Origin of the sequence: Amphritea balenae (genome assembly GCF_003858655.1) — a bacterium.
Taxonomy (GTDB): domain Bacteria; phylum Pseudomonadota; class Gammaproteobacteria; order Pseudomonadales; family Balneatricaceae; genus Amphritea; species Amphritea balenae.
Genome location: NZ_RQXV01000001.1, coordinates 953,979 through 972,606 on the forward strand (window position 1 = coordinate 953,979; position 18,628 = coordinate 972,606).

Consider the following 18,628-nt stretch of genomic DNA (forward strand, 5'->3'; position numbering starts at 1 on the left):
AAGTATTGAGTATGTAGTTATACCCTCAGTGTGCAGTTTGGCTCCGACACGAGCAAACCAAAAAACTTAGTGTCAAGGCTCAGATAAACTTGGCCTGAGCGCGAGGATGCTGTTCCAGCCAACCATTCATCCAGCGGACAAACCCGGCCAGCAGTTGATCCTGTTCGGCCCCCTCCCTAACCACCAGCCAATAGCCCGGCATCAGTGCAGGATTGAGGTCACTGATCAGCCAGTCACCCAGTGGGGCGACTAATCGCCCTTCCCGGCAACCTTCACGGGCTTCACCTTCCGAAACTAACGCCACCCCCAAACCTTTAACCGTGGCCTCTATCTGCCCGGCCTGGCTTTCAAGCGGTAATACCTGCCGCTCAACTACCGTATCGACGCCCAGGTTGTTTAATACCTTGCGCCACAGATCAACCGACAACTCGGTACACAACAGACGGTGCTGCACCAGATGCTCAGGTTTGCTCAGTGGCTTAGAGCCAGATAACAGGGATGGCGCGCAGACAAGTTGCTTATCGTCAGTCAACAGCAGTTGCTTACGGCTGAACGGCCAGTCGCCAAAACCCCACTGAATCGCAAGGTCCAGACGCTGAGAAGTGAAATCAGGAAACCTGACGGAGGTATTAACAACGACATCGATTTCAGGATGCTGCTGCTCAAACTCTGCCAGCTTCGGTAACAGGCAATGCACCGCAAACCAGGGCGAAGCACTGATTCGCAATTGACGCCGCTGCTGGCGCTGTTGCACATCCTCGATACCCTGTTCAATAAGGCTGATACCACGCTGCACATAATCCAGTAACTGCTCTCCGGCTGCAGTCAGCACTATACCCGCGGGAAGGCGCTGAAACAGTTGCAATTCAAGTTGCTCCTCCAGCGTTTTAACCTGCAGGCTGACGGCCTGTGGCGTCACACAAAGCTCATCCGCTGCTTTCTTAAAACTGCCATGGCGAGCCGCAACAACAAAGATATGCATACTGCGCAGGGGGGGAATTCTGCCGCTCACGTTACAGCTCCTGCGGTTAAATTAGACAAATTTGATGTGCTGGCTACTCTTTCGTTTGCAGTGCCAACTGCTCTACCATCTGAGCCTTTACTGCAGCAACCTGCTTCTTAAATGCACCACGTTTACTACGCGCGATGGTTTGCACTACAGGAATCGCCGCTTTCATCGCATTTACCGGACGATTATTCTTATGCAGTTCATAGTGCAGATGCGGACCGGTAGATCGGCCTGAGTTACCGGATGCAGCAATTTTCTGACCCCGGGAGACTTTCTGTCCTTTGCGGACATATGCTTTGCTCAGGTGCAGGTAACGGGTCTTATATTTACTGCCGTGTTTAATCTCAATATAAAGCCCCGCGTAGCGGTGTTTTATCACTCGTGAAACAATACCATCACCCGCGGCCAATACCGGCGTGCCTATACGCAGAGGAAAATCAGTACCGTTGTGGGGTCTGATCAGTCCGGTCACCGGATGTTTACGCTTAGGGTTAAAACTTGAGGAGATACGGTAGCGCTTGCTTAATGGAATACGCTGGAACGCTTTTTCAAGGCTTTCGCCCTCAGCATCAAAGTAATTATCATTAAACAGGAAGGCCGACTGTTTACGCACTGCACCGTTATATACAAAGCCCTGAATGATACTACTACCGGTATAGACGCCATCCACATACTGACGGGAAACCGCTAACTGAAACTTATCTCCGGCCCGAAGATGACTTCGGAAATTCATCCGCTCTTTTAACAGGCTGGTAACCTGATAGGCTTCGGCTATTTTAGCACCAGCCTTCTGCATAGAAGAAGGCAGATTACCCTTCACCAGACCACTGAAAATTTCTGTCTTATAGCCGCCTTTCTCTATGAACTCGTCAAACTCAAAACCGCCTTTCTTACTCCGATCAAAAACCACCTTATAAGTCAGCCCGGAGCGAAAGATAAATTGCTTAAGCTTACCCTGCTGATCAAGATTAAAACCCAATTCATGGCCGGGTTGAATGGTATCCAGTGCCAGGATGTTCAGGTCGGCTTCCATCAGCTTATGTAGGGTAGGCTGCGAAATACGCAGATAATCAAAAATAGTACTGAGGGTATCGCCCTTCTTCACAACATAACTGATAGAGGCTTCAGGCCCTTCTGTTACATCTGCTACATCTGCTGCGACCTCCGTAGATGGGGGCTGTCCCTCACCAAGTGAGTCTGTATCCAGATTAAGATTTAGCTTTTGCGAGAACTGTCCCGGCGCGGTAGCGACCGCTGAGCTGTTATCCGATAGAGTCAGCGATAAAACAATAATGAACGCAGCACCGCCCAAAGCCAATCGATGCGCAGTGGGCAGATGACCCAGCAATGTTTTAGCACTCGCCAGAACTTTTTCTGCAAGCCGCTGTAAATTTCCTTTACTCAACTCTGTTTCACCTGACTTGTTGCCTTCTGTTCAAACCTGCTGCTGTGACCGGGAACCTACCCGATTGTTCCTTGGATTATGCCCCAAATGAGACATTATTTCTGCAGCTATTAATAGCTTTCCTGGCTTCTGCTACAATTGCCGACCTCGTTAAACTCACGGAGCCTTTGCTTTGACCCAGTTTCGTCCCTGCATCGACCTGCACCAGGGCCAGGTAAAACAAATAGTCGGCGGTAGCCTTAATGACCAGGGTGCCGATACTAACTTTGTCAGTCAGTATGACGCTGAATACTATGCCAAACTTTACAGCCAGCATCAGTTGACCGGTGGCCATGTCATCGCTCTGGGACCTGGCAATAAGGAACAAGCACTCAAGGCGCTATCAGCCTGGCCTGATGGTTTGCAGTTCGGTGGTGGAGTCAATGCCGATAACGCTGCAGAATTTATTAATGCCGGTGCATCCCATGTCATCGTTACTTCATTTCTGTTTGATGGTGGCCAGTTTAGCTGGGAAAAACTGGAACAGATCAAAGCGATAACAGGTAAAGAGCGATTAATTCTGGACCTTAGCTGTCGGCGTACTGAAAGTGGCTGGAATATCGCTACCGATCGCTGGCAAACAGTGACGGAAACACAAGTTAATGCTGACACACTGACAAAACTCAGCCAGCACTGTGACGAATTTCTTATCCATGCCGCCGATGTAGAAGGTTTGCAATCAGGTATTGATGAAGATCTGGTAAAGCTACTGGGGGAAGCCTGTCCTATACCGGTGACTTATGCCGGTGGCGCCCGTTCACTGGAAGACCTGAAACTGGTTGATCAGTTATCTGGCGGTAAAGTCGACCTGACTATTGGTAGCGCTCTGGATATCTTTGGCGGCTCTGGTGTAACACTTGAGCAGTGTATCGACTGGAATAACCAAAACCAGGCTTAATCGGCTTTCAGTTAAGCTCTATAATTTAACTTTAGTAAGGCACAAGCAGCTATGTTGTGCCTTATTGCAAGCATCAGTTTTACCTTCCCAGCTCAACCTACCCCACCTTTACTCATACTTTGGACCAAGAGGTCCTATTCCGGTCATACGATCTGCTACTTTGAATTCAATCTAAACGAAACAGTTAAAATTGTATAAGCGCATCAACTCAGCCTCTCTTTTTAAGTAAATTTATGCGCCTGAAGCAGTGTGAATATATGAACATCAGAGTCGCCAGAACAGAAGATTCTCAGCATATCTCAGCCCTAATGCACCAGTTAGGCTATCAAATCAGTACCCCGAAGGTTGCTGAGATGATAAATAACCATCAGCAACATAACGATGATATCTATGTCGGGATTCAGCGTAATAAAATCTGCGCTGTTATAGTTCTGATTTACTTTACTTACTTTCCCGATGCCCAAAAGCTATGCCGTATTACCGCATTAGTGGTCGACGAAAAATTCAGAGGGAAAGGCCTGGGTACAGCTCTGTTAAACCGGGCACGGGACAGCGCCATACAGCAAGGTTGTTCAAGCCTGGAGCTAACGACTAATATGCGACGTCACAATACCCATGCTTACTATGAGCATCTGGGCTTTGAAAAAACATCCTATAAATTTGTCATGTCTATCCCTGAAGAATAGATCGATAAGATTTGTCCCAAGCTCTTATCAACACTGTTCCAATCAACAATGCTCTTATCTAGAAAGACCATTAGCAAAATGTAGCCCTTAGCCAAAATGTAGCCCTTAGCCAAAATTGATCAAAGTCGTGTACAGGAGCCCGATCTGAGCGGAATATCATTTCTGGATTCAACTATTTGGATAACAGAGATAATGTTCAGTTTTAAAGCTTTTATATTTGGCTGTATCAGTGTCATTGTAATTGGACTCACACTGCAACTGGGATATGTGCTGTTAGCAACGTTTATCAGTAACTATGATTCAGGCGATGGCTTTTTTACCACCTACCAAACAGAGCTATGGTTTATTGCCGCTATGTTGGTATATAGCCTGACCATGTTCTTCGGCGGTATTCTAACCAGCCTGGTAAGTGGACAAAATAACTCCGTAACACCGGTATTAGTTGGCCTGTCCACCAGCTTGCTATCATTGCTAACCTCCAGTAGTAGCGGCGATATCACCTGGGGTAGCGCAGTGATGATTTTTGGTAGTGTTATATTTTGTGTACTGGGTAGTCGACTGGTCATTAAGCGCAGGCAGCGTTCAGCAACTAACTTTATTTAATAACCTGGGTCTATACAGTTAGAATTCCCAAAACAAAAAGCAAAGAAGTATCACATGAAAAAAATTGCAACTGCCGGACAGTTTATTACATTCCTCACGCTGATATGGCTGAGCAGCTTCGCCAGCGCCGGTTTAAAAGAGGTTAACCCTGCTCAGTTACAGGGGATGCTGGATCAGGGAGTTGTTGCGATCGATATACGCACGCCACAAGAGTGGCAACAGACGGGCATTATTCCGGGTAGTAAAACCCTGATGTTTTTTGATGCGCAGGGACAATACAATATCGATAGCTGGCTTCAGGAATTTGAGCAGTTAGTCACCGATAAAAACCAAAGCTTTGTCCTGATCTGCCGTTCTGCGAACCGTACCGGCCGGGTAGGTAACTTTCTTGCTGGTCAACTGAAGATGGAAAATGTTTACCACCTTGATGGCGGTATAAAAAACTGGATCAAACAACAGCAGCCAGTTACCGCTCCTTAATTCTGGCCTTGCCGTTGTCGCCTAATCATTTCTATAATCAGCATAGGAACTGAAAATAGAAAGGTTATCTGTGCAACAGCAATTACTAAAGCTCTTACAAATAAGACGGGGATCTACCCGGTTATATTCTATTAAAGCTCAATCAATAAAAGCTCTGCTAATAAAACCTCTGCAAGGCTTAGCGCTCTGCTTTTTACTTCTGCTAACCGGTTGCAGTGATCCTGAATTAAGATACCTTCCCGAACAGGCCAATATTCTGGCATTTGGTGACAGCCTGACCCTGGGTGTTGGCACTTCTGCTGATCAGAGTTATCCAGCTATATTACAACAGCTTACGGGGCGACAGGTGATTAATGCCGGCGTTTCAGGGGAGATCAGCAGTGCAGGTCTGAACCGTCTTCCTGAACTATTAAACACTCACGCCCCCTCACTGATCATTCTGCTGGAAGGCGGTAATGATATTCTGCGCAATCAGAGCAAACAAAAACTTAAACAAAACCTTCGCGCTATGATTGAGATTAGCCGTCAAAAAGAGATTGATCTTATATTTATTGGCGTACCTGAAAAGAGCCTTTTTTCTGATAGCGCAGCACTTTATTCAGAGCTGGCAGAGGAATATGACTTAGTTCACGATAACGAAATAATAGCCGACCTGTTACGCGACAGTCGCTATAAGTCTGATCCGATTCACTTTAATCAACAAGGTTACCAGAAGCTGGCTCAACGACTGCATCAGCTAATGCTTGACCATGGTGCTCTCTAGGGATAATACAAAAGAAAAGTCATTTCAAAAAACCTTTCTAAGGTGAATCCTAATCGGATAGAATCGCCGGGAATTTTTTCACTCAGGTACAGTCATAGTCTTCAGACTATGATTAGCAGACCACATCATTGTTACCATTTATCAAACCGTTACAGAAAGTTAGTCGATCTATGTTGTTAAAGTTTACCGCCATCGTTGTACTAAGTATGGCCAGCAGTCTCAGTGTTGCTCAACCGGTAAAGCAGGGGGAGCCAAAAATGGATGGAACCAATAGTCTGGTTATCCAGCAAGATGAAATTACCAATTTCCGCCAGATCTCTCTGCGTATCCTTGCCGCTTATAAACATCAGCCCCACTATGTAGGCTCTACAGCACAGTGGCACCTGTTTCTGCGTAAGCAGGTTTCCACCTCAGAAAGTCGAAGTTTCACCGCCGTATTTGGTTATAAAATACCAAAAGACAAAGCGATCATTGAGAATGGCTGGGATCTTGTACTACCTAGTAACGCCATTGATCCGGAAGACTGTCCTACCGCAAAAGAATACCTGAAAGACAAAACAGGCTTTATTCTGGCCGAAGGCCTGATGACTAAGAGCGCCTGTGTTGATCGTTAAAATGTCAGACTGACAATAATCTAAAAAAGCGAACCGGCACAGAAAGTTCTGAGCCGGTCTGGGATAAGGCTTATCTAAAAAGCCTGGAGATAACTTTAGCTGGCAAACTCAACCGGCAATACGTTTACCCAGAATACGCTGCAGTGTGCCGTCACGGGTCACTACCGCATGTTTAATCGATGCAAGCACATGAATAGCTACAGCAAAGAGCATTACTTTACCGCCCACACCGTGCAGGATATGCCCTATTCGGCCCAACAGTTCATTCTCAGTACCGGCCGCAATGAGCTCAACACCGAAGATGCCTACCGGGTACCCTCCACCCACTGACATGATGACACCAGAAACAGGCATGAGCACCGTGGTAGCCAACAACAGAGTGTGAACTATCGATGTTACTTTCTCCTGCCAGCTGGAAACAGGCGTCAGGCGCTCTGGAAAGCTATTTTTTAAACGCCAGTAGATTCGATACAACGCGACAAATAACACCAACATACCGACAGACTTATGAATTCCGATCAACGCACCTTTTTCCTGACTGCGCGGCAGGTCTTCAAGGTACATACCAAAGAAAAGACTTCCCAGTACTGCAATGGCTATTACCCAATGCAAAGACACCGTTATTTTAGTTAACTGTGTCCGACTATCCAATTGACTACCCATCGTTCTATTTCCTATAAAAACTGATGGGACTATTTTAATCAGCGATAGCTAATATAGTAATCACCTGCCAGGTAAAGTTTGGTAAAGTTATGTTCAGCTAGTGTTGTTACACTTAACAAAGCAACGTTCAAATATCTTCACTCAAGGAAAGAAAATGGATCAGGCTGAAGCGCCGGTTAAGCATGGTGCAACCGCAGGAATTATCGCGTCGGTATTAGCGATACTTGGGATATTTTCCTATGGACTGGTTTTTGTGCCACCCGCCCTTATCTTTATGCTGTTTGGCTTTCTACTTGCCATCGTCGGTAGAAGTGGGACTGGTATAGGCTACAATCTATTGGCCGTCATACTGACCCTTATTGCTATTCTGGTATCACCCTCCTTACTGACAATTATCGGACTGCAGGGACTGGCAATGAGCCTATGATCCCATTCACTACTACCGGGACACTATTATGAAAAAGCTACTCTCAATTACCCTTCTCTCTGCTGTCATTGCCGTTCCTGCGCAAGCCGGATTTGGAGACCTGTTAAAAAAGATAGAAGATGGCGGAAAACAGTTAATAGAACAAAAACAAGATAGTTCGTCAGCCACTGGCGACAGCTCAGCTTTAGACTACGACACCGTCATCGCGGGCCTTAAGGAGGCGCTGGATGTTGGTAGCCGACGTGCAGTTGAAGGTATTAGCCAGGAAAACGGTTACTTCGGTAATCCTGATATAAAAATCCCAATGCCCGATCAGCTGGAACAAGCGAGTAGCCTGTTACGGAAGTTTGGTCTGTCATCTCAGGTTGAAGCGTTCGAACTCAGTATGAACCGCGCCGCAGAGCAGGCGGCCCCGCAAGCGACTGAAATCCTGGTCAATGCGATAAAAGATATGAGTATCGAGGATGCCAGAGATATTCTTGAAGGACCCGATAACGCAGCAACGGAATACTTCAAAGGCAAAACTACTGACCAACTTACTGATCTATTTCAACCTTCTGTTAAACAATCTATGGACCAGGTCGGCGTGACAAAATATTATGGAGACCTGACTAAAAAAGCAGAAACAGTACCAATGGTCGGCGACATGGCAGATAACTATAATCTTGAAGATTATGTGACTCAACAGGCGCTGAGCGGACTGTTTACAATGCTTGCGGCAGAAGAAAAGAAGATTCGGGAGAATCCTGCAGCACGAACAACCGATCTGTTAAAACAAGTTTTCAGTTTCTAAGGAATTATGATGTTTAAAAAAATCTTCGTATCACTCCTGTTAAGCTTTAGCCTGATTCAGGCCGCAGCCGCAGAACAAACGAATCCAGTCGTGGTTATGACAACCAGTGAAGGTGTTATTGAGCTGGAAATGATGCCTGAACAAGCACCGAAGACGGTTGCTAATTTCCTTAAATATGTAGACAACGGTTTCTTTGAAGGGACCATTTTCCACCGGGTAATCAAAGACTTCATGATCCAGGGTGGTGGCTTCACTATGCATATGGACCGCAAAGAAACCCTGCCTCCGGTTCAGAATGAATCGGGTAACGGTTTACAAAACCTGACGGGTACTATTGCCATGGCCCGTACACAGGATCCCCACAGCGCTAGCTCTCAGTTTTTTATCAACCTGAAAGATAACCACTTTCTGAATGGCACCAGCATGAAAGCCGGTTATGCCGTATTTGGTCGCGTTAGCAGCGGTATGGACATTGTTACCAAGATTGGTGCAACTGAAACTGGCACTCGCGGAGCTTATAGAGATGTACCGGCAAAGCCGATCCTTATTCAAAGTGTAAAACTGAAGCAGGCTGAATAAGTTTCTACGCAATTAAAAAAACCGCCAATTGGCGGTTTTTTTAGCACTGCAACAAAGTTATTTAAAGGGTTAAACCCGATCAATAGCGACGTAAGCCCCGGACAGCGTCATCGCAACTTTATCGCCCTGCCTAACCTCTATTTCAAGATTCAGGCGGCCCCGGCCTTTGTTATCCATAAAGGAGATAAAGGTATCCAGCTCAGACTGATCAGGCAGCTCTGCCACTGCAGCAAAGTCACCGGTAACCGGCGCCAGATACTTAATCTGACTATCACGTATCATTACATCGCAATCCCGCCCCTGTTCCCTCAGGTACAATGTTACCATCGCCCAACCGCACAATGTGGCGACAGTCGACAGTGAGCCACCAAAACCGGTGCCTTTATCATTAACATTAGGCGCCAACGCTGCAGGCATTTGCAGTGATTGACCATCATAAAGCAGATCACCAAAGCCCATATGGTTAATCAGTGGGATCTGGCCTTTTAACCAGACCAGAAACTGATCCGCGGTTTGCTGATGATCACTCATACTGTTCTCCTTTAGGGTTAAGCCAGACTAATCAGCTCCAGTCACTGACAAACTTACTGACTTCCAGTTGCGGTACTTTACGTTCTCGGGTCGGCGTACCTAAATACAGATAACCTATTATCTCTTCGCCATCCTGCAGATCCAGCCCCTGCATGACGGTTGTATCATATGCCATACCACCTGTACGCCACATTGCACCAACGCCCTGAGCATGGGCTGCAAGCAACATATTCTGTACCGCACAACCTGCCGCAATCACCTGTTCAGAGTGAGGCACCTTTGGGTGTGGTTTAGTCTTGGCAATAGCCACGATAACTAAAGGTGCACGCAGCGGCATGTTTCTGAACTTATCTAACTGCTCATCACTAAGCTCGCTGTCTTTGGCCGCGGCGGCACTTGCAAACAACTGCCCCAGTTTAATCCGGGCATCATCTTTAATATTAAGAAAACGCCAGGGACGAATGGCACCATGATCGGGAGCCCGTAACGCCGCCCGGTACATATTGTCTAATTGCTCCGAACTAGGTGCTGGTGCTTCAAGGAAAGGGATTGAAACTCGCTGATGTAAATTGTCCAGTGCGTCCATTTTTATTCCTGTTGTGTTCTTCTTATCATGCTGACCAGTAGGCTTACTCGTCACTCTTAAATAGCCGGCTTAGTTGTTATCAGGAAACCGACTATCTATTCAGCGATAACCGGTTCGACCTTAGAGTTTCGCCAACAAAACCAATCACTGACGACTCAAACGCAGATTATCAGGCCGTCCCTGTAAACTACTGCGATACGGATTAATATCCAAACCGCCACGGCGCAGATATCGGGCATAAACCGTCAGCTCGGTCGGTTTGCAACGGCTCCAGATATCCATAAATATCGACTCTACACACTGCTCATGAAAATCACCATGTTCACGATAAGAGATCAGATACTGTAACAAGCCGGCACGATCGATCGCAGCTCCGCTATATTCAATACTGATACTGGCCCAGTCAGGTTGCCCTGTCACCGGACAGTTAGATTTAAGCAGATGGCTATATAGCGCCTCGTCAACTTTGTCACCCGATGCAGAAAGCCGTTCCGGTGTAGGAGTATAGTCAGCAATCTCTATATCCAGTTCATCCAGGCACTCACCACTGAACTGTCGAATATCAGCCTTACTATCCAGATTTGTCAGAATCACTTCCACCTGCCCTTCAGCTGCGGCAGAAAGATCCGTCACCATCTGCTGCACGACCTCGTCTTCAGAAGCAAAACGGGTCAGATTAAAAGAGTTCAGATAGAGCTTAAATGACTTGGATTCAATTATATTGGTGCTACTGGCGGGAATTCTGAACTCCGCCAGCCGTACCACCGGCTTGCCCTTATTATTCAACCAGGACACTTCATAAGCATTCCAGATATCAGTGCCGTTAAAAGGTAAGCTGGTTCGGTCTACGCCTTGCGCCTGCCAGTTCAGATGACGAGCGATAGGATAAAGTAACGAAGCATCATACTGATTTACATACTCAGTATCGGCCCCCAGAGGCGCATGCTCTAATCCGGATTCTGTATTCTTCATAATGCTATCTCTTGTTACTTTACTCTAAAGCAGTTTTCATCTGAGGATCTCATTGCTATCCAGTCTCACTATATGACATATAACTACACTCTGATCTCATGCCATTATATGTAACACATAAATATAACTTATAGACAAAACCCATCAACTCAACTTACAGACTTGTCATGCTAGTGTGACATAGTTAAAACATTAGTCACGTATGCCTTTTCCTGTATTAAGCAGGTACATCGCAAAACTGAACAGCACAACGATAAACCCTATAATCATACTGTAGGCAAAACCTATACTGATATCACTTACCCCCAGAATGCCGTATCTGAACGTATTCACCATATAAAGGATCGGATTAATCTGTGATACCCCCTGCCAGAACTCCGGCAATAAGGCGATCGAATAAAACACGCCGCCCAGGTATGTCAAAGGGGTCAGCACAAAGGTAGGGATGATCGACACGTGATCAAAGCTGTTCGCATAAATAGCATTTATAAAACCACCTATCGAGAACAAAATTGCAGTTAGCAACACGACCGAAGTAATAACGAAGAAGTTATGAATATGCAGATCGGTAAAGAATAGTGACAACAGCGTTACAATCAAGCCAACTAACAAACCACGCACCGAGCCACCTATGACATAACCGGTCAGAATGATCCAGTTAGGCGTTGGCGAAACCAGCAGTTCTTCAATATGTCGCTGAAATTTAGTGCTATAAAAAGAAGACACCACGTTACTGTATGAGTTGGTAATAACCGACATCATAATCAGGCCCGGCACAATAAACTCCATGTAATCAAAACCGCCCATTTCGCCGATACGCGATCCGATCAGGTTACCGAAGATAATAAAGTACAACGTCATCGTAATTGCGGGTGGCAGTAATGTTTGCCCCCATATACGGGTAAAACGACGTATCTCACGTACAACAATGGTCCAGAAGGCGATAAAAAGTTGATTATTATTCACCGGTCTGCCCTCCCAGGTTTTTATCCACCAGCGAAATAAACAGCTCCTCCAGACGGTTACTCTTATTACGCATGCTGGTCACTTCTATTCCCTGCTCGGCTAACTGACTAAAAACAGAGGTGAGTCCCTGAGTTTTTTTAACATCGATGAGTAAAGTATGATCCCCTTCCATTGCCACTTTATAGCCTTCCAGTGCTGGACAGCTACTCTGCACCGGACTGATATCAAGAATAAAGGTTTCCGTATTCAGCTGTTTCAGTAGTTTACGAATACTGGTGTTTTCAATAATGGTACCGTGATCAATGATGCCGATGTTACGGCACAGACTCTCAGCTTCTTCCAGATAATGAGTGGTCAGAATAATCGTGGTGCCCTCAGCATTGAGCTCTGTAAGAAACTCCCACATCGAACGACGCAGCTCAATATCGACTCCGGCAGTAGGCTCATCCAGAATTAATAACCGCGGTTCATGCATCAACGCCCGCGCGATCATCAGGCGGCGCTTCATACCTCCGGACAGCATCCGTGATACCTGATCACGTTTATCCCACAATCCGAGCTTACGCAGATAAAACTCCGCTCGTTCTTTCGCATCTTCAGCCGAAATACCATAGTAACCGGCCTGAGTGGTCAGGATATCTTCAACTTTTTCAAACATATTAAAGTTGAATTCCTGAGGTACGACACCCAGTTCACATTTAGCCAGCGTGGCATTGTGGTCCAGATCATGGCCGAATACCTCAACCTTACCGGTGGTTTTGTTTACCAACGATGAGACAATGCCTAAGGTTGTTGATTTACCTGCGCCATTTGGCCCTAGCAGAGCAAAAAAATCCCCCTCTTCTACCTCAAAAGAGATTCCTTTCAAAGCCTCGAAGCCATTACCGTAAACCTTACGCAGGTCTTTTATCGAGAGCGCAGTCGTCATGCCTGATCCTATAACAGATAGTCTGTGGGGAGAGTTGTGTTCGAATTGGTAAGATTGGGGCATTTAGCATTTTTTCAACGGTTGCTGTCACCAAATTCTGGAGTAAAATACTGCCTACAACTACTTAAACAGTACATCAGGCAAATATGACACCTTATCAGTTTCACCATCTGAACTTTCTGAAAATTGCTTACAACAACTTTATAAAGCAAGAGCCATTTACGTTAGAAGAGATCTCTAATGACGACGAACAGTTCATTCTGGACTTTCAACAGCTCGTAAAAGACTTTGAAGATGGATCTGAGCATATGTACCAGGATGGTGAAATCTTTCTTGATCGCGCCTTTAGAATGTATCCCCAGTTCGCACATCTCATTGCTCGCGACCTGCTCTGGTTCTTCGGTAACAACTGTCTCCACAACATGCCTGACGATGAGATTGAGAAATTCCAACTCCTTGATGAACTTCGTTTTGAAGCAGAAGAGAAAGGTGAAGAGTTCGATTACATTAACAAGAGAGCCGCAGTTTTCGGCCAGAACTGATCTCTGTTGTAAGATTCAAAAAAAGCGGCATTAGCCGCTTTTTTTATGCCCGATATCGCCACCAGGTGGCGACAAAATGCTCTATTCAGGCTCAGCTAATAACTGACCCGAATCACAGATAAAGTCCATAAACTCCGAAGGAGGCAACGGCTTACTGTAGTAATAACCCTGAATAATCTGGCAGCCGTTATCGGTAAGAAAGCTTAACTGTTCCGTAGTTTCAACACCTTCAGCAACCACTTCCAGCCCCAGGGAATGACACATCGCCAGTGTCGCTTTAATAATCGATTCATCACTGCGATCAACCCCGATATCCTTAACAAAACTACGATCAATCTTTAGTTTATCTATCGGTAATTTCTTCAAATAACTCAGCGATGAGTAACCGGTACCAAAATCATCCATTGCCAGCGTGATACCCTTCTCACGCAAATAGGTTAATTTACCGACGGTCACTTCAGGCTGACGGATGACAAAGTTTTCTGTCACTTCCAGCTCTAACTGATCAGCTCTCAGACCAGACTCTTCCAACGCCTCTTCAACACTTCTGATGAGCCGTTCATGAGCGATCTGCTGACCCGCGAGATTAACCGCGATCTTCATTCGCGGCACGCCCACTTTACTCCAGGCCTGCATTTGCTGACAGGCTTCCCGCAGCACCCACTCACCCAGCGGAATAATAAGATCTAACTCTTCAGCCAAAGGTATAAAGCGATCAGGCGGCAACAGGCCTGCGGTAGGATGCTGCCAGCGAACCAGCGCTTCAACCCCGACCACCTCCCCGGTGGAAGCGTCTATCTGAGGCTGGTAATACAGTACCAACTCATCTTTCTGAATTGCCTTACGCAGGTCGGCACCCAACGAGAACCGTTCATAACGTTGATGGTCTTTCTCAACATCATAGATGTAATAACAGTTTTTACCGGCATCTTTAGCCTGGAACATTGCCACATCAGCATGCTTAATCAGCCCTGCAGCGTCATTTCCATGATCCGGAAAAATACTGATGCCAATACTCACAGTGACGACAATCTCATACTCGCCAATCCAGAATGGCTGCTGAAAAGCCTGTAACACTTTACTGGCTACAACTTCTGCACCCTCAAGATCCCGGACACTGGTCAGCAATACTGTAAATTCATCGCTACCCAAACGCGCCAACAGGTCACTCTCACGAATACATTCGTTAATTCTCTTTGTAGCTACCTTAAGCAGCTTGTCACCTACCTGATGACCCAAAGAGTCGTTCACCTCTTTAAAGCGGTCCAGATCGATAAACAGAAGCGATACATGACTGCGCTGAACACGACTTTTCTCTATCGCATCATTCAGGCAACTCATAAAAAACAACCGATTGGGACGCTCTGTTAGTGGGTCATGATTGGCCAACCAGTGCAACCGGCGCTCAGCCCGCTTCCGATCGCTTATATCCATACCGATACTCAGCATCAGCGGTTCTTCATCCTTGGAATGACGTAAACGCGCATGTAGCCAGGATATATCATGACGATTACCTGAATTATCCAGCAACACACTATCAGTACGTACCTGACTTTCTAATCCATCCATCAGACGCTGCGTCTGACTTATAAACTCCTGCCGCTCTTCTTCCCGCTGCAGGCTCTTCAGAAAGTTATCTTTACGGAAATTTCTGCTCTCCAACCCCATCAGCTGCATACCGAAGTGGTTAACGCTACGAAGATCACCGCTACTGTTCTGGGTAATAATAAGCAAGGGGGCAGTTTCCAGTAGCCCAAACAGGAAGTCGCGCTCTTTAGTCAGTGCCTGACGACTCTTCTCCAGGCTATCAGTACGCTCATCAACCTCATCCCCTAGCCGCTCTAGCTGTTCACTTAATTGAATTGCGCTGGCAACCAGCAGATCTCTTTCATCAGAGCCAAACAAGCTTTTGCGCTCGTTATGTTGCCCCAGGGAATCCCTGAACTCACCAAACTTGTTCTGACTTAATAGCGATAGTTGACGTGACAACAGAGCAAAGAAATTGATCGGTTGCTGGAGTAGCATCGTCAGCAGAATAAGAGCAGATAAAATGCCACCGACGCCCAATAAAAGGTAATTTATCAGGCTACTTTCAATACTTTCAAGGTGACTGGAAATATCATCAAGTACAACCCAGTAAGCAGTCCCCTCTGTTACGCCCTCCAGAGGCGAAAACAAAACCTCATACTGGCGATCATTAGAATTCAGTTGATACACACCGCCCGTCGCTGAAAACAGTTGCTCACGACTTAGTTTTTCCAGTAGTTCCTGATTACGCGCCCGGTTAGTCAGCGAGTTAATCAGCAGGCCCCACTCGGGCATCTCACCAGCATCACCCGGCGCCTGAAGCGCCAAGCCTATATCCAGAGTCGTCTGCTGTTTAATGCCATAGATAACATCGTAAAGAAAGCGTCCGACCATCAGGACACCCTGCTTTGCACCATTTAGCTGAATTGGAATCGCGACATAGCGAATACAAACAGTATTACAGGATAATTTACGTAACGGTCGCTCGGTATCGTATACAGCCTGTATCTCAGCGGCGGGGATATGAACTTTATTGCCCCAGAAGCCAACCATTCTGGCTTCGTCATCATACAGATAAGCCGCATTGACTGAGCCACCCAGTTGGAATGCATCAAATTTAAGATTAATAGTCTGACTCAGCTGAACCAGCGGCGATATATATTCATCCGTCTGACTGATATCAATCAGGGGTAACAGCTCTGCAGCTTCTAAAAGACGCTGATATGATGCTTCAACCGAACCATTAAGGCGGGCAATTTCTGCATTGTTAATTTTTTGCCGCTGAAGCTTAAACTGCTCCTCCAGTTGCGTAAGTGAAAATAACGCATAAAGCCCCTGCACCCCCACAAGTACCACCACCAGCAAGATAAATATCTTCCAGCGGAGACTCAGAAACAGTGTGCGAATGCCTTCCTTCATGCGGTTATCCCATCCCTTTAATTAAAAGCGGTAGGTCGCTTGCAGAGCAAAAATATTCCAATACTTACGCAGTTCTGTAGGATCAGTATTATCCTGCTCTGCCGCCCATGCCGTTCCCTTCACGTTATGTAACTCAGCCCGAAAAGACCAATCAGGATTAGGCTTCCAGCCAACACCGACGGTTATATCTTCAGAATAAAACGTATGGGCAGGCTTTGGTGCAAATAATATCGCATTGGTTGTGCCATTAGGGTCATCTTTATCCAGTCTCATATCATCGTATCGAAGCAGTAACTCCCAGTTCTGATCAATACGATACTGCAGCTGTAAATAATATGACTCTATGGTTGTCTGAGGGCTAACTGCGAATACCCCACCCAGCTCACGCCAGTCCAAATCGTGGAGCATATATTCAGCGGTAGCGGTCCATTTTTCAGCATTATATTGAGCCGAAAGGATAAACAGATCTAACTTCATGTTCCCTTTATCAAAATCCAAAAAGACCGCTGGCTTAGCTGGCTGGTAACTAAATTCATAATTAGCAAGCATTGCTCCTAAGCGAACACGCCCGCCATCTGCGTTATATATTACCCGGCCCAGATAGCCCATAGAATCATCAAACTTGCCCGGCGCATCCCCAGACAGATAGGTATATTCCACATTAGTGTCTGTTTGCGGTTTACCATAAAGAAGATCGATATCCAGCCAGCCTCCCGGCACTTCGAGATAGCTGTACACAATAACCCCATCAATTGACAACTCAACATCACGGGCCTGATCGAAATAAAGTGATTGAGGCAACATTATGCTGGGGCGGGTAAAAGCAACGTCACGGGTTTCATTGTAAAAGCCAAAAGGAATTTTCAAACGCCCCAGACGTATACCTGCAGCATTATCCACAGAATCAGTAAAACGATAATCTAGCAGAGCGTAGTCCAGCTTAGGATTGCCGTCATCTACCGCTCCCGCTTTACGGGACATTAGCTGAGCTGCGCCCCGCAACCGTGAATTAAACCGATATGAAGTATTTATCCCAGCTTCGCGAAATTCAAAGCTGCCATTATCACTACTTTGCCCATAGATATTGTTTTCATCGGTATAGAAAAACCCCTGAGTAATAAAGCCATTAATACTTAAATCGCTTATATGGGGGTCACTCAGAGCCGGCAAACTCAACAAAGACAATCCAGACACAAACAGTGCCGACAGATAATTAATATTCATCAACAGACCTCACTTCCTTGAGACTCAGTTCCTTTGGTGCGCTTAAATAACCTATTGATCCCGGTGTTTGACTGACTTTGATATACATCTCATCAATATCATCTACCTGCACCGGCGCTTCACCCGTACCGGTATAAACCTGACGATCCCAGTTATTTCTCAATTGATAGGGAAATATCTGAAGATGCTGTTTTACAAAACGATGATGTACTGGGTGACGATCGGGTAGGACAAATACCTTAATTGGACGGCCATCGGGCCAGCGGGTTACACGCATTGAGAAGACAGCAAGAAGAAAGTTCTTATTGAACGAGAGCTCTTCCACATCCATTGACACTATGACCGAGTCGGCCACAGCAGAACTGGTATTCAGACAGAGGCTGAATACCAATATGAGCAACGACATCCTTATCCGCAAATACATGAAGAGATTACCAATCACATACAAAGGGGACAGTATATACGAGGCACAGTAACAAGAACATGTAGCACAACAAAAATGCCACCCATAACGGGTACAAAACAGAAATTAAACAAGAAAATATAAGAAGAAAAAGAAATGGCGTCCCATAGGGGGTTCGAACCCCTGTTACCGCCGTGAAAGGGCGGTGTCCTAGGCCACTAGACGAATGGGACGCATACAGGCAATGCTGTAAATTGGAGCGGAATATCGGGCTCGAACCGACGACCTGAACCTTGGCAAGGTTCCGCTCTACCAACTGAGCTAATTCCGCTTTACAAAAGATGGCGTCCCATAGGGGGTTCGAACCCCTGTTACCGCCGTGAAAGGGCGGTGTCCTAGGCCACTAGACGAATGGGACACATATACTTCTGTAACATTCCTCGTCAAAGGAGGCGCGTATATTAATGACTAACCGATCCGCCGTCAAGGCATATAAAGCAAAAACTTCAGGCTTTAAGCAGATAATAGAATGGGTTGATAAAACGAGTAAAAGACAGGCAGCCAAACAGGA

At 46.1% G+C, this 18,628-nt stretch carries 21 protein-coding genes and 3 tRNA genes; 10 read left to right on the top strand and 14 right to left on the bottom strand.

Annotation, left to right across the window (positions count from 1 at the left end; genetic code table 11):
* Window positions 1-79: 79 nt before the first annotated feature.
* Window positions 80-1,012, bottom strand: a complete 933-nt coding sequence (locus EHS89_RS04235) for a LysR substrate-binding domain-containing protein (RefSeq protein WP_124924835.1) — start codon at window positions 1,010-1,012, stop codon at window positions 80-82.
* Between the two features lie 43 nt (window positions 1,013-1,055).
* Entirely contained in the window at window positions 1,056-2,414 is a 1,359-nt protein-coding gene (locus EHS89_RS04240; protein WP_229753467.1) for a peptidoglycan DD-metalloendopeptidase family protein, read from the bottom strand.
* A gap of 172 nt (window positions 2,415-2,586) precedes the next feature.
* Here EHS89_RS04240 and hisA point away from each other — a divergent pair, with 172 nt between their 5' ends.
* The 6 genes from hisA (at window position 2,587) to EHS89_RS04270 (ending at window position 6,497) form a co-directional block, all read left to right on the top strand.
* Window positions 2,587-3,351: a phosphoribosylformimino-5-aminoimidazole carboxamide ribotide isomerase gene (gene hisA / locus EHS89_RS04245; RefSeq protein ID WP_124924836.1), complete on the top strand. Its 765-nt coding sequence runs from the start codon at window positions 2,587-2,589 to the stop codon at window positions 3,349-3,351.
* 257 nt (window positions 3,352-3,608) lie between these two features.
* Entirely contained in the window at window positions 3,609-4,037 is a 429-nt protein-coding gene (locus EHS89_RS04250) for a GNAT family N-acetyltransferase (protein ID WP_170167407.1), read from the top strand.
* A 192-nt stretch (window positions 4,038-4,229) separates the two neighbouring features.
* Window positions 4,230-4,640 (top strand): hypothetical protein, encoded by a 411-nt coding sequence (locus EHS89_RS04255; RefSeq protein ID WP_124924838.1) that lies wholly within the window; start codon window positions 4,230-4,232, stop codon window positions 4,638-4,640.
* 54 nt (window positions 4,641-4,694) lie between these two features.
* Window positions 4,695-5,120 carry a rhodanese-like domain-containing protein gene (locus tag EHS89_RS04260; protein ID WP_124924839.1) on the top strand — a complete coding sequence of 142 codons (426 nt, stop codon included), beginning with the start codon at window positions 4,695-4,697 and terminating at the stop codon, window positions 5,118-5,120.
* A gap of 70 nt (window positions 5,121-5,190) precedes the next feature.
* Window positions 5,191-5,883: a GDSL-type esterase/lipase family protein gene (locus tag EHS89_RS04265; RefSeq protein ID WP_229753465.1), complete on the top strand. Its 693-nt coding sequence runs from the start codon at window positions 5,191-5,193 to the stop codon at window positions 5,881-5,883.
* 170 nt (window positions 5,884-6,053) lie between these two features.
* Complete coding sequence (locus EHS89_RS04270) at window positions 6,054-6,497, top strand: hypothetical protein (protein WP_124924840.1); 444 nt, start codon at window positions 6,054-6,056, stop codon at window positions 6,495-6,497.
* Window positions 6,498-6,605: 108 nt separating this feature from the next.
* On the opposite strand, the gene EHS89_RS04275 is transcribed toward EHS89_RS04270, so the two are convergent.
* Window positions 6,606-7,160 (bottom strand): cytochrome b, encoded by a 555-nt coding sequence (locus EHS89_RS04275; protein WP_229753463.1) that lies wholly within the window; start codon window positions 7,158-7,160, stop codon window positions 6,606-6,608.
* 154 nt (window positions 7,161-7,314) lie between these two features.
* Between EHS89_RS04275 and EHS89_RS04280 the strand changes: the two genes are divergently transcribed.
* Genes EHS89_RS04280 through EHS89_RS04290 form a run of 3 tightly spaced genes read left to right on the top strand, consistent with a single transcriptional unit; the run spans window position 7,315 to window position 8,959 of the window.
* Complete coding sequence (locus EHS89_RS04280) at window positions 7,315-7,587, top strand: hypothetical protein (RefSeq protein WP_124924841.1); 273 nt, start codon at window positions 7,315-7,317, stop codon at window positions 7,585-7,587.
* A 28-nt stretch (window positions 7,588-7,615) separates the two neighbouring features.
* Entirely contained in the window at window positions 7,616-8,380 is a 765-nt protein-coding gene (locus EHS89_RS04285; protein ID WP_188885226.1) for a DUF4197 domain-containing protein, read from the top strand.
* A gap of 9 nt (window positions 8,381-8,389) precedes the next feature.
* Complete coding sequence (locus EHS89_RS04290; protein WP_124924843.1) at window positions 8,390-8,959, top strand: peptidylprolyl isomerase; 570 nt, start codon at window positions 8,390-8,392, stop codon at window positions 8,957-8,959.
* Window positions 8,960-9,028: 69 nt separating this feature from the next.
* Here EHS89_RS04290 and EHS89_RS04295 read toward each other — a convergent pair whose 3' ends face one another.
* The 5 genes from EHS89_RS04295 to EHS89_RS04315 all read right to left on the bottom strand — a co-directional run bounded on the left by EHS89_RS04295 (window position 9,029) and on the right by EHS89_RS04315 (window position 12,942).
* On the bottom strand, window positions 9,029-9,490 hold the full coding sequence (locus EHS89_RS04295) for a YiiD C-terminal domain-containing protein (protein ID WP_124924844.1): 462 nt from the start codon (window positions 9,488-9,490) through the stop codon (window positions 9,029-9,031).
* A gap of 31 nt (window positions 9,491-9,521) precedes the next feature.
* On the bottom strand, window positions 9,522-10,076 hold the full coding sequence (locus EHS89_RS04300; RefSeq protein ID WP_124924845.1) for a nitroreductase family protein: 555 nt from the start codon (window positions 10,074-10,076) through the stop codon (window positions 9,522-9,524).
* Between the two features lie 144 nt (window positions 10,077-10,220).
* Window positions 10,221-11,048, bottom strand: coding sequence for an NADPH-dependent 7-cyano-7-deazaguanine reductase QueF (gene queF, locus EHS89_RS04305; RefSeq protein WP_124924846.1), 828 nt, complete (start codon window positions 11,046-11,048; stop codon window positions 10,221-10,223).
* Window positions 11,049-11,240: 192 nt separating this feature from the next.
* Complete coding sequence (locus EHS89_RS04310) at window positions 11,241-12,014, bottom strand: ABC transporter permease (protein ID WP_124924847.1); 774 nt, start codon at window positions 12,012-12,014, stop codon at window positions 11,241-11,243.
* Window positions 12,007-12,942 (bottom strand): ABC transporter ATP-binding protein, encoded by a 936-nt coding sequence (locus EHS89_RS04315; protein WP_124924848.1) that lies wholly within the window; start codon window positions 12,940-12,942, stop codon window positions 12,007-12,009. Before EHS89_RS04315 ends, EHS89_RS04310 begins: the two co-directional genes overlap by 8 nt.
* A 146-nt stretch (window positions 12,943-13,088) precedes the next feature.
* On the opposite strand from EHS89_RS04315, the gene EHS89_RS04320 reads away from it, so the two are divergent.
* The gene (locus EHS89_RS04320; protein WP_124924849.1) at window positions 13,089-13,484 is read left to right on the top strand and encodes a PA2817 family protein; all 396 of its coding nucleotides are present in this window, start codon (window positions 13,089-13,091) and stop codon (window positions 13,482-13,484) included.
* Between the two features lie 81 nt (window positions 13,485-13,565).
* Here the strand turns inward: EHS89_RS04320 and EHS89_RS04325 are convergent, their stop codons facing one another.
* From EHS89_RS04325 to EHS89_RS04350, 6 genes are all read right to left on the bottom strand, one after another.
* Window positions 13,566-16,430 (bottom strand): putative bifunctional diguanylate cyclase/phosphodiesterase, encoded by a 2,865-nt coding sequence (locus tag EHS89_RS04325; RefSeq protein WP_124924850.1) that lies wholly within the window; start codon window positions 16,428-16,430, stop codon window positions 13,566-13,568.
* Between the two features lie 21 nt (window positions 16,431-16,451).
* On the bottom strand, window positions 16,452-17,654 hold the full coding sequence (locus EHS89_RS04330) for a TonB-dependent receptor (protein ID WP_124924851.1): 1,203 nt from the start codon (window positions 17,652-17,654) through the stop codon (window positions 16,452-16,454).
* Window positions 17,644-18,060, bottom strand: coding sequence for a hypothetical protein (locus tag EHS89_RS04335; RefSeq protein ID WP_124924852.1), 417 nt, complete (start codon window positions 18,058-18,060; stop codon window positions 17,644-17,646). Before EHS89_RS04335 ends, EHS89_RS04330 begins: the two co-directional genes overlap by 11 nt.
* A 154-nt stretch (window positions 18,061-18,214) precedes the next feature.
* Window positions 18,215-18,290: transfer RNA gene (locus tag EHS89_RS04340), tRNA-Glu, on the bottom strand.
* A gap of 22 nt (window positions 18,291-18,312) precedes the next feature.
* Window positions 18,313-18,388: transfer RNA gene (locus EHS89_RS04345), tRNA-Gly, on the bottom strand.
* An 11-nt stretch (window positions 18,389-18,399) separates the two neighbouring features.
* Window positions 18,400-18,475 (bottom strand) — tRNA-Glu (locus EHS89_RS04350).
* Window positions 18,476-18,628: the final 153 nt, after the last annotated feature.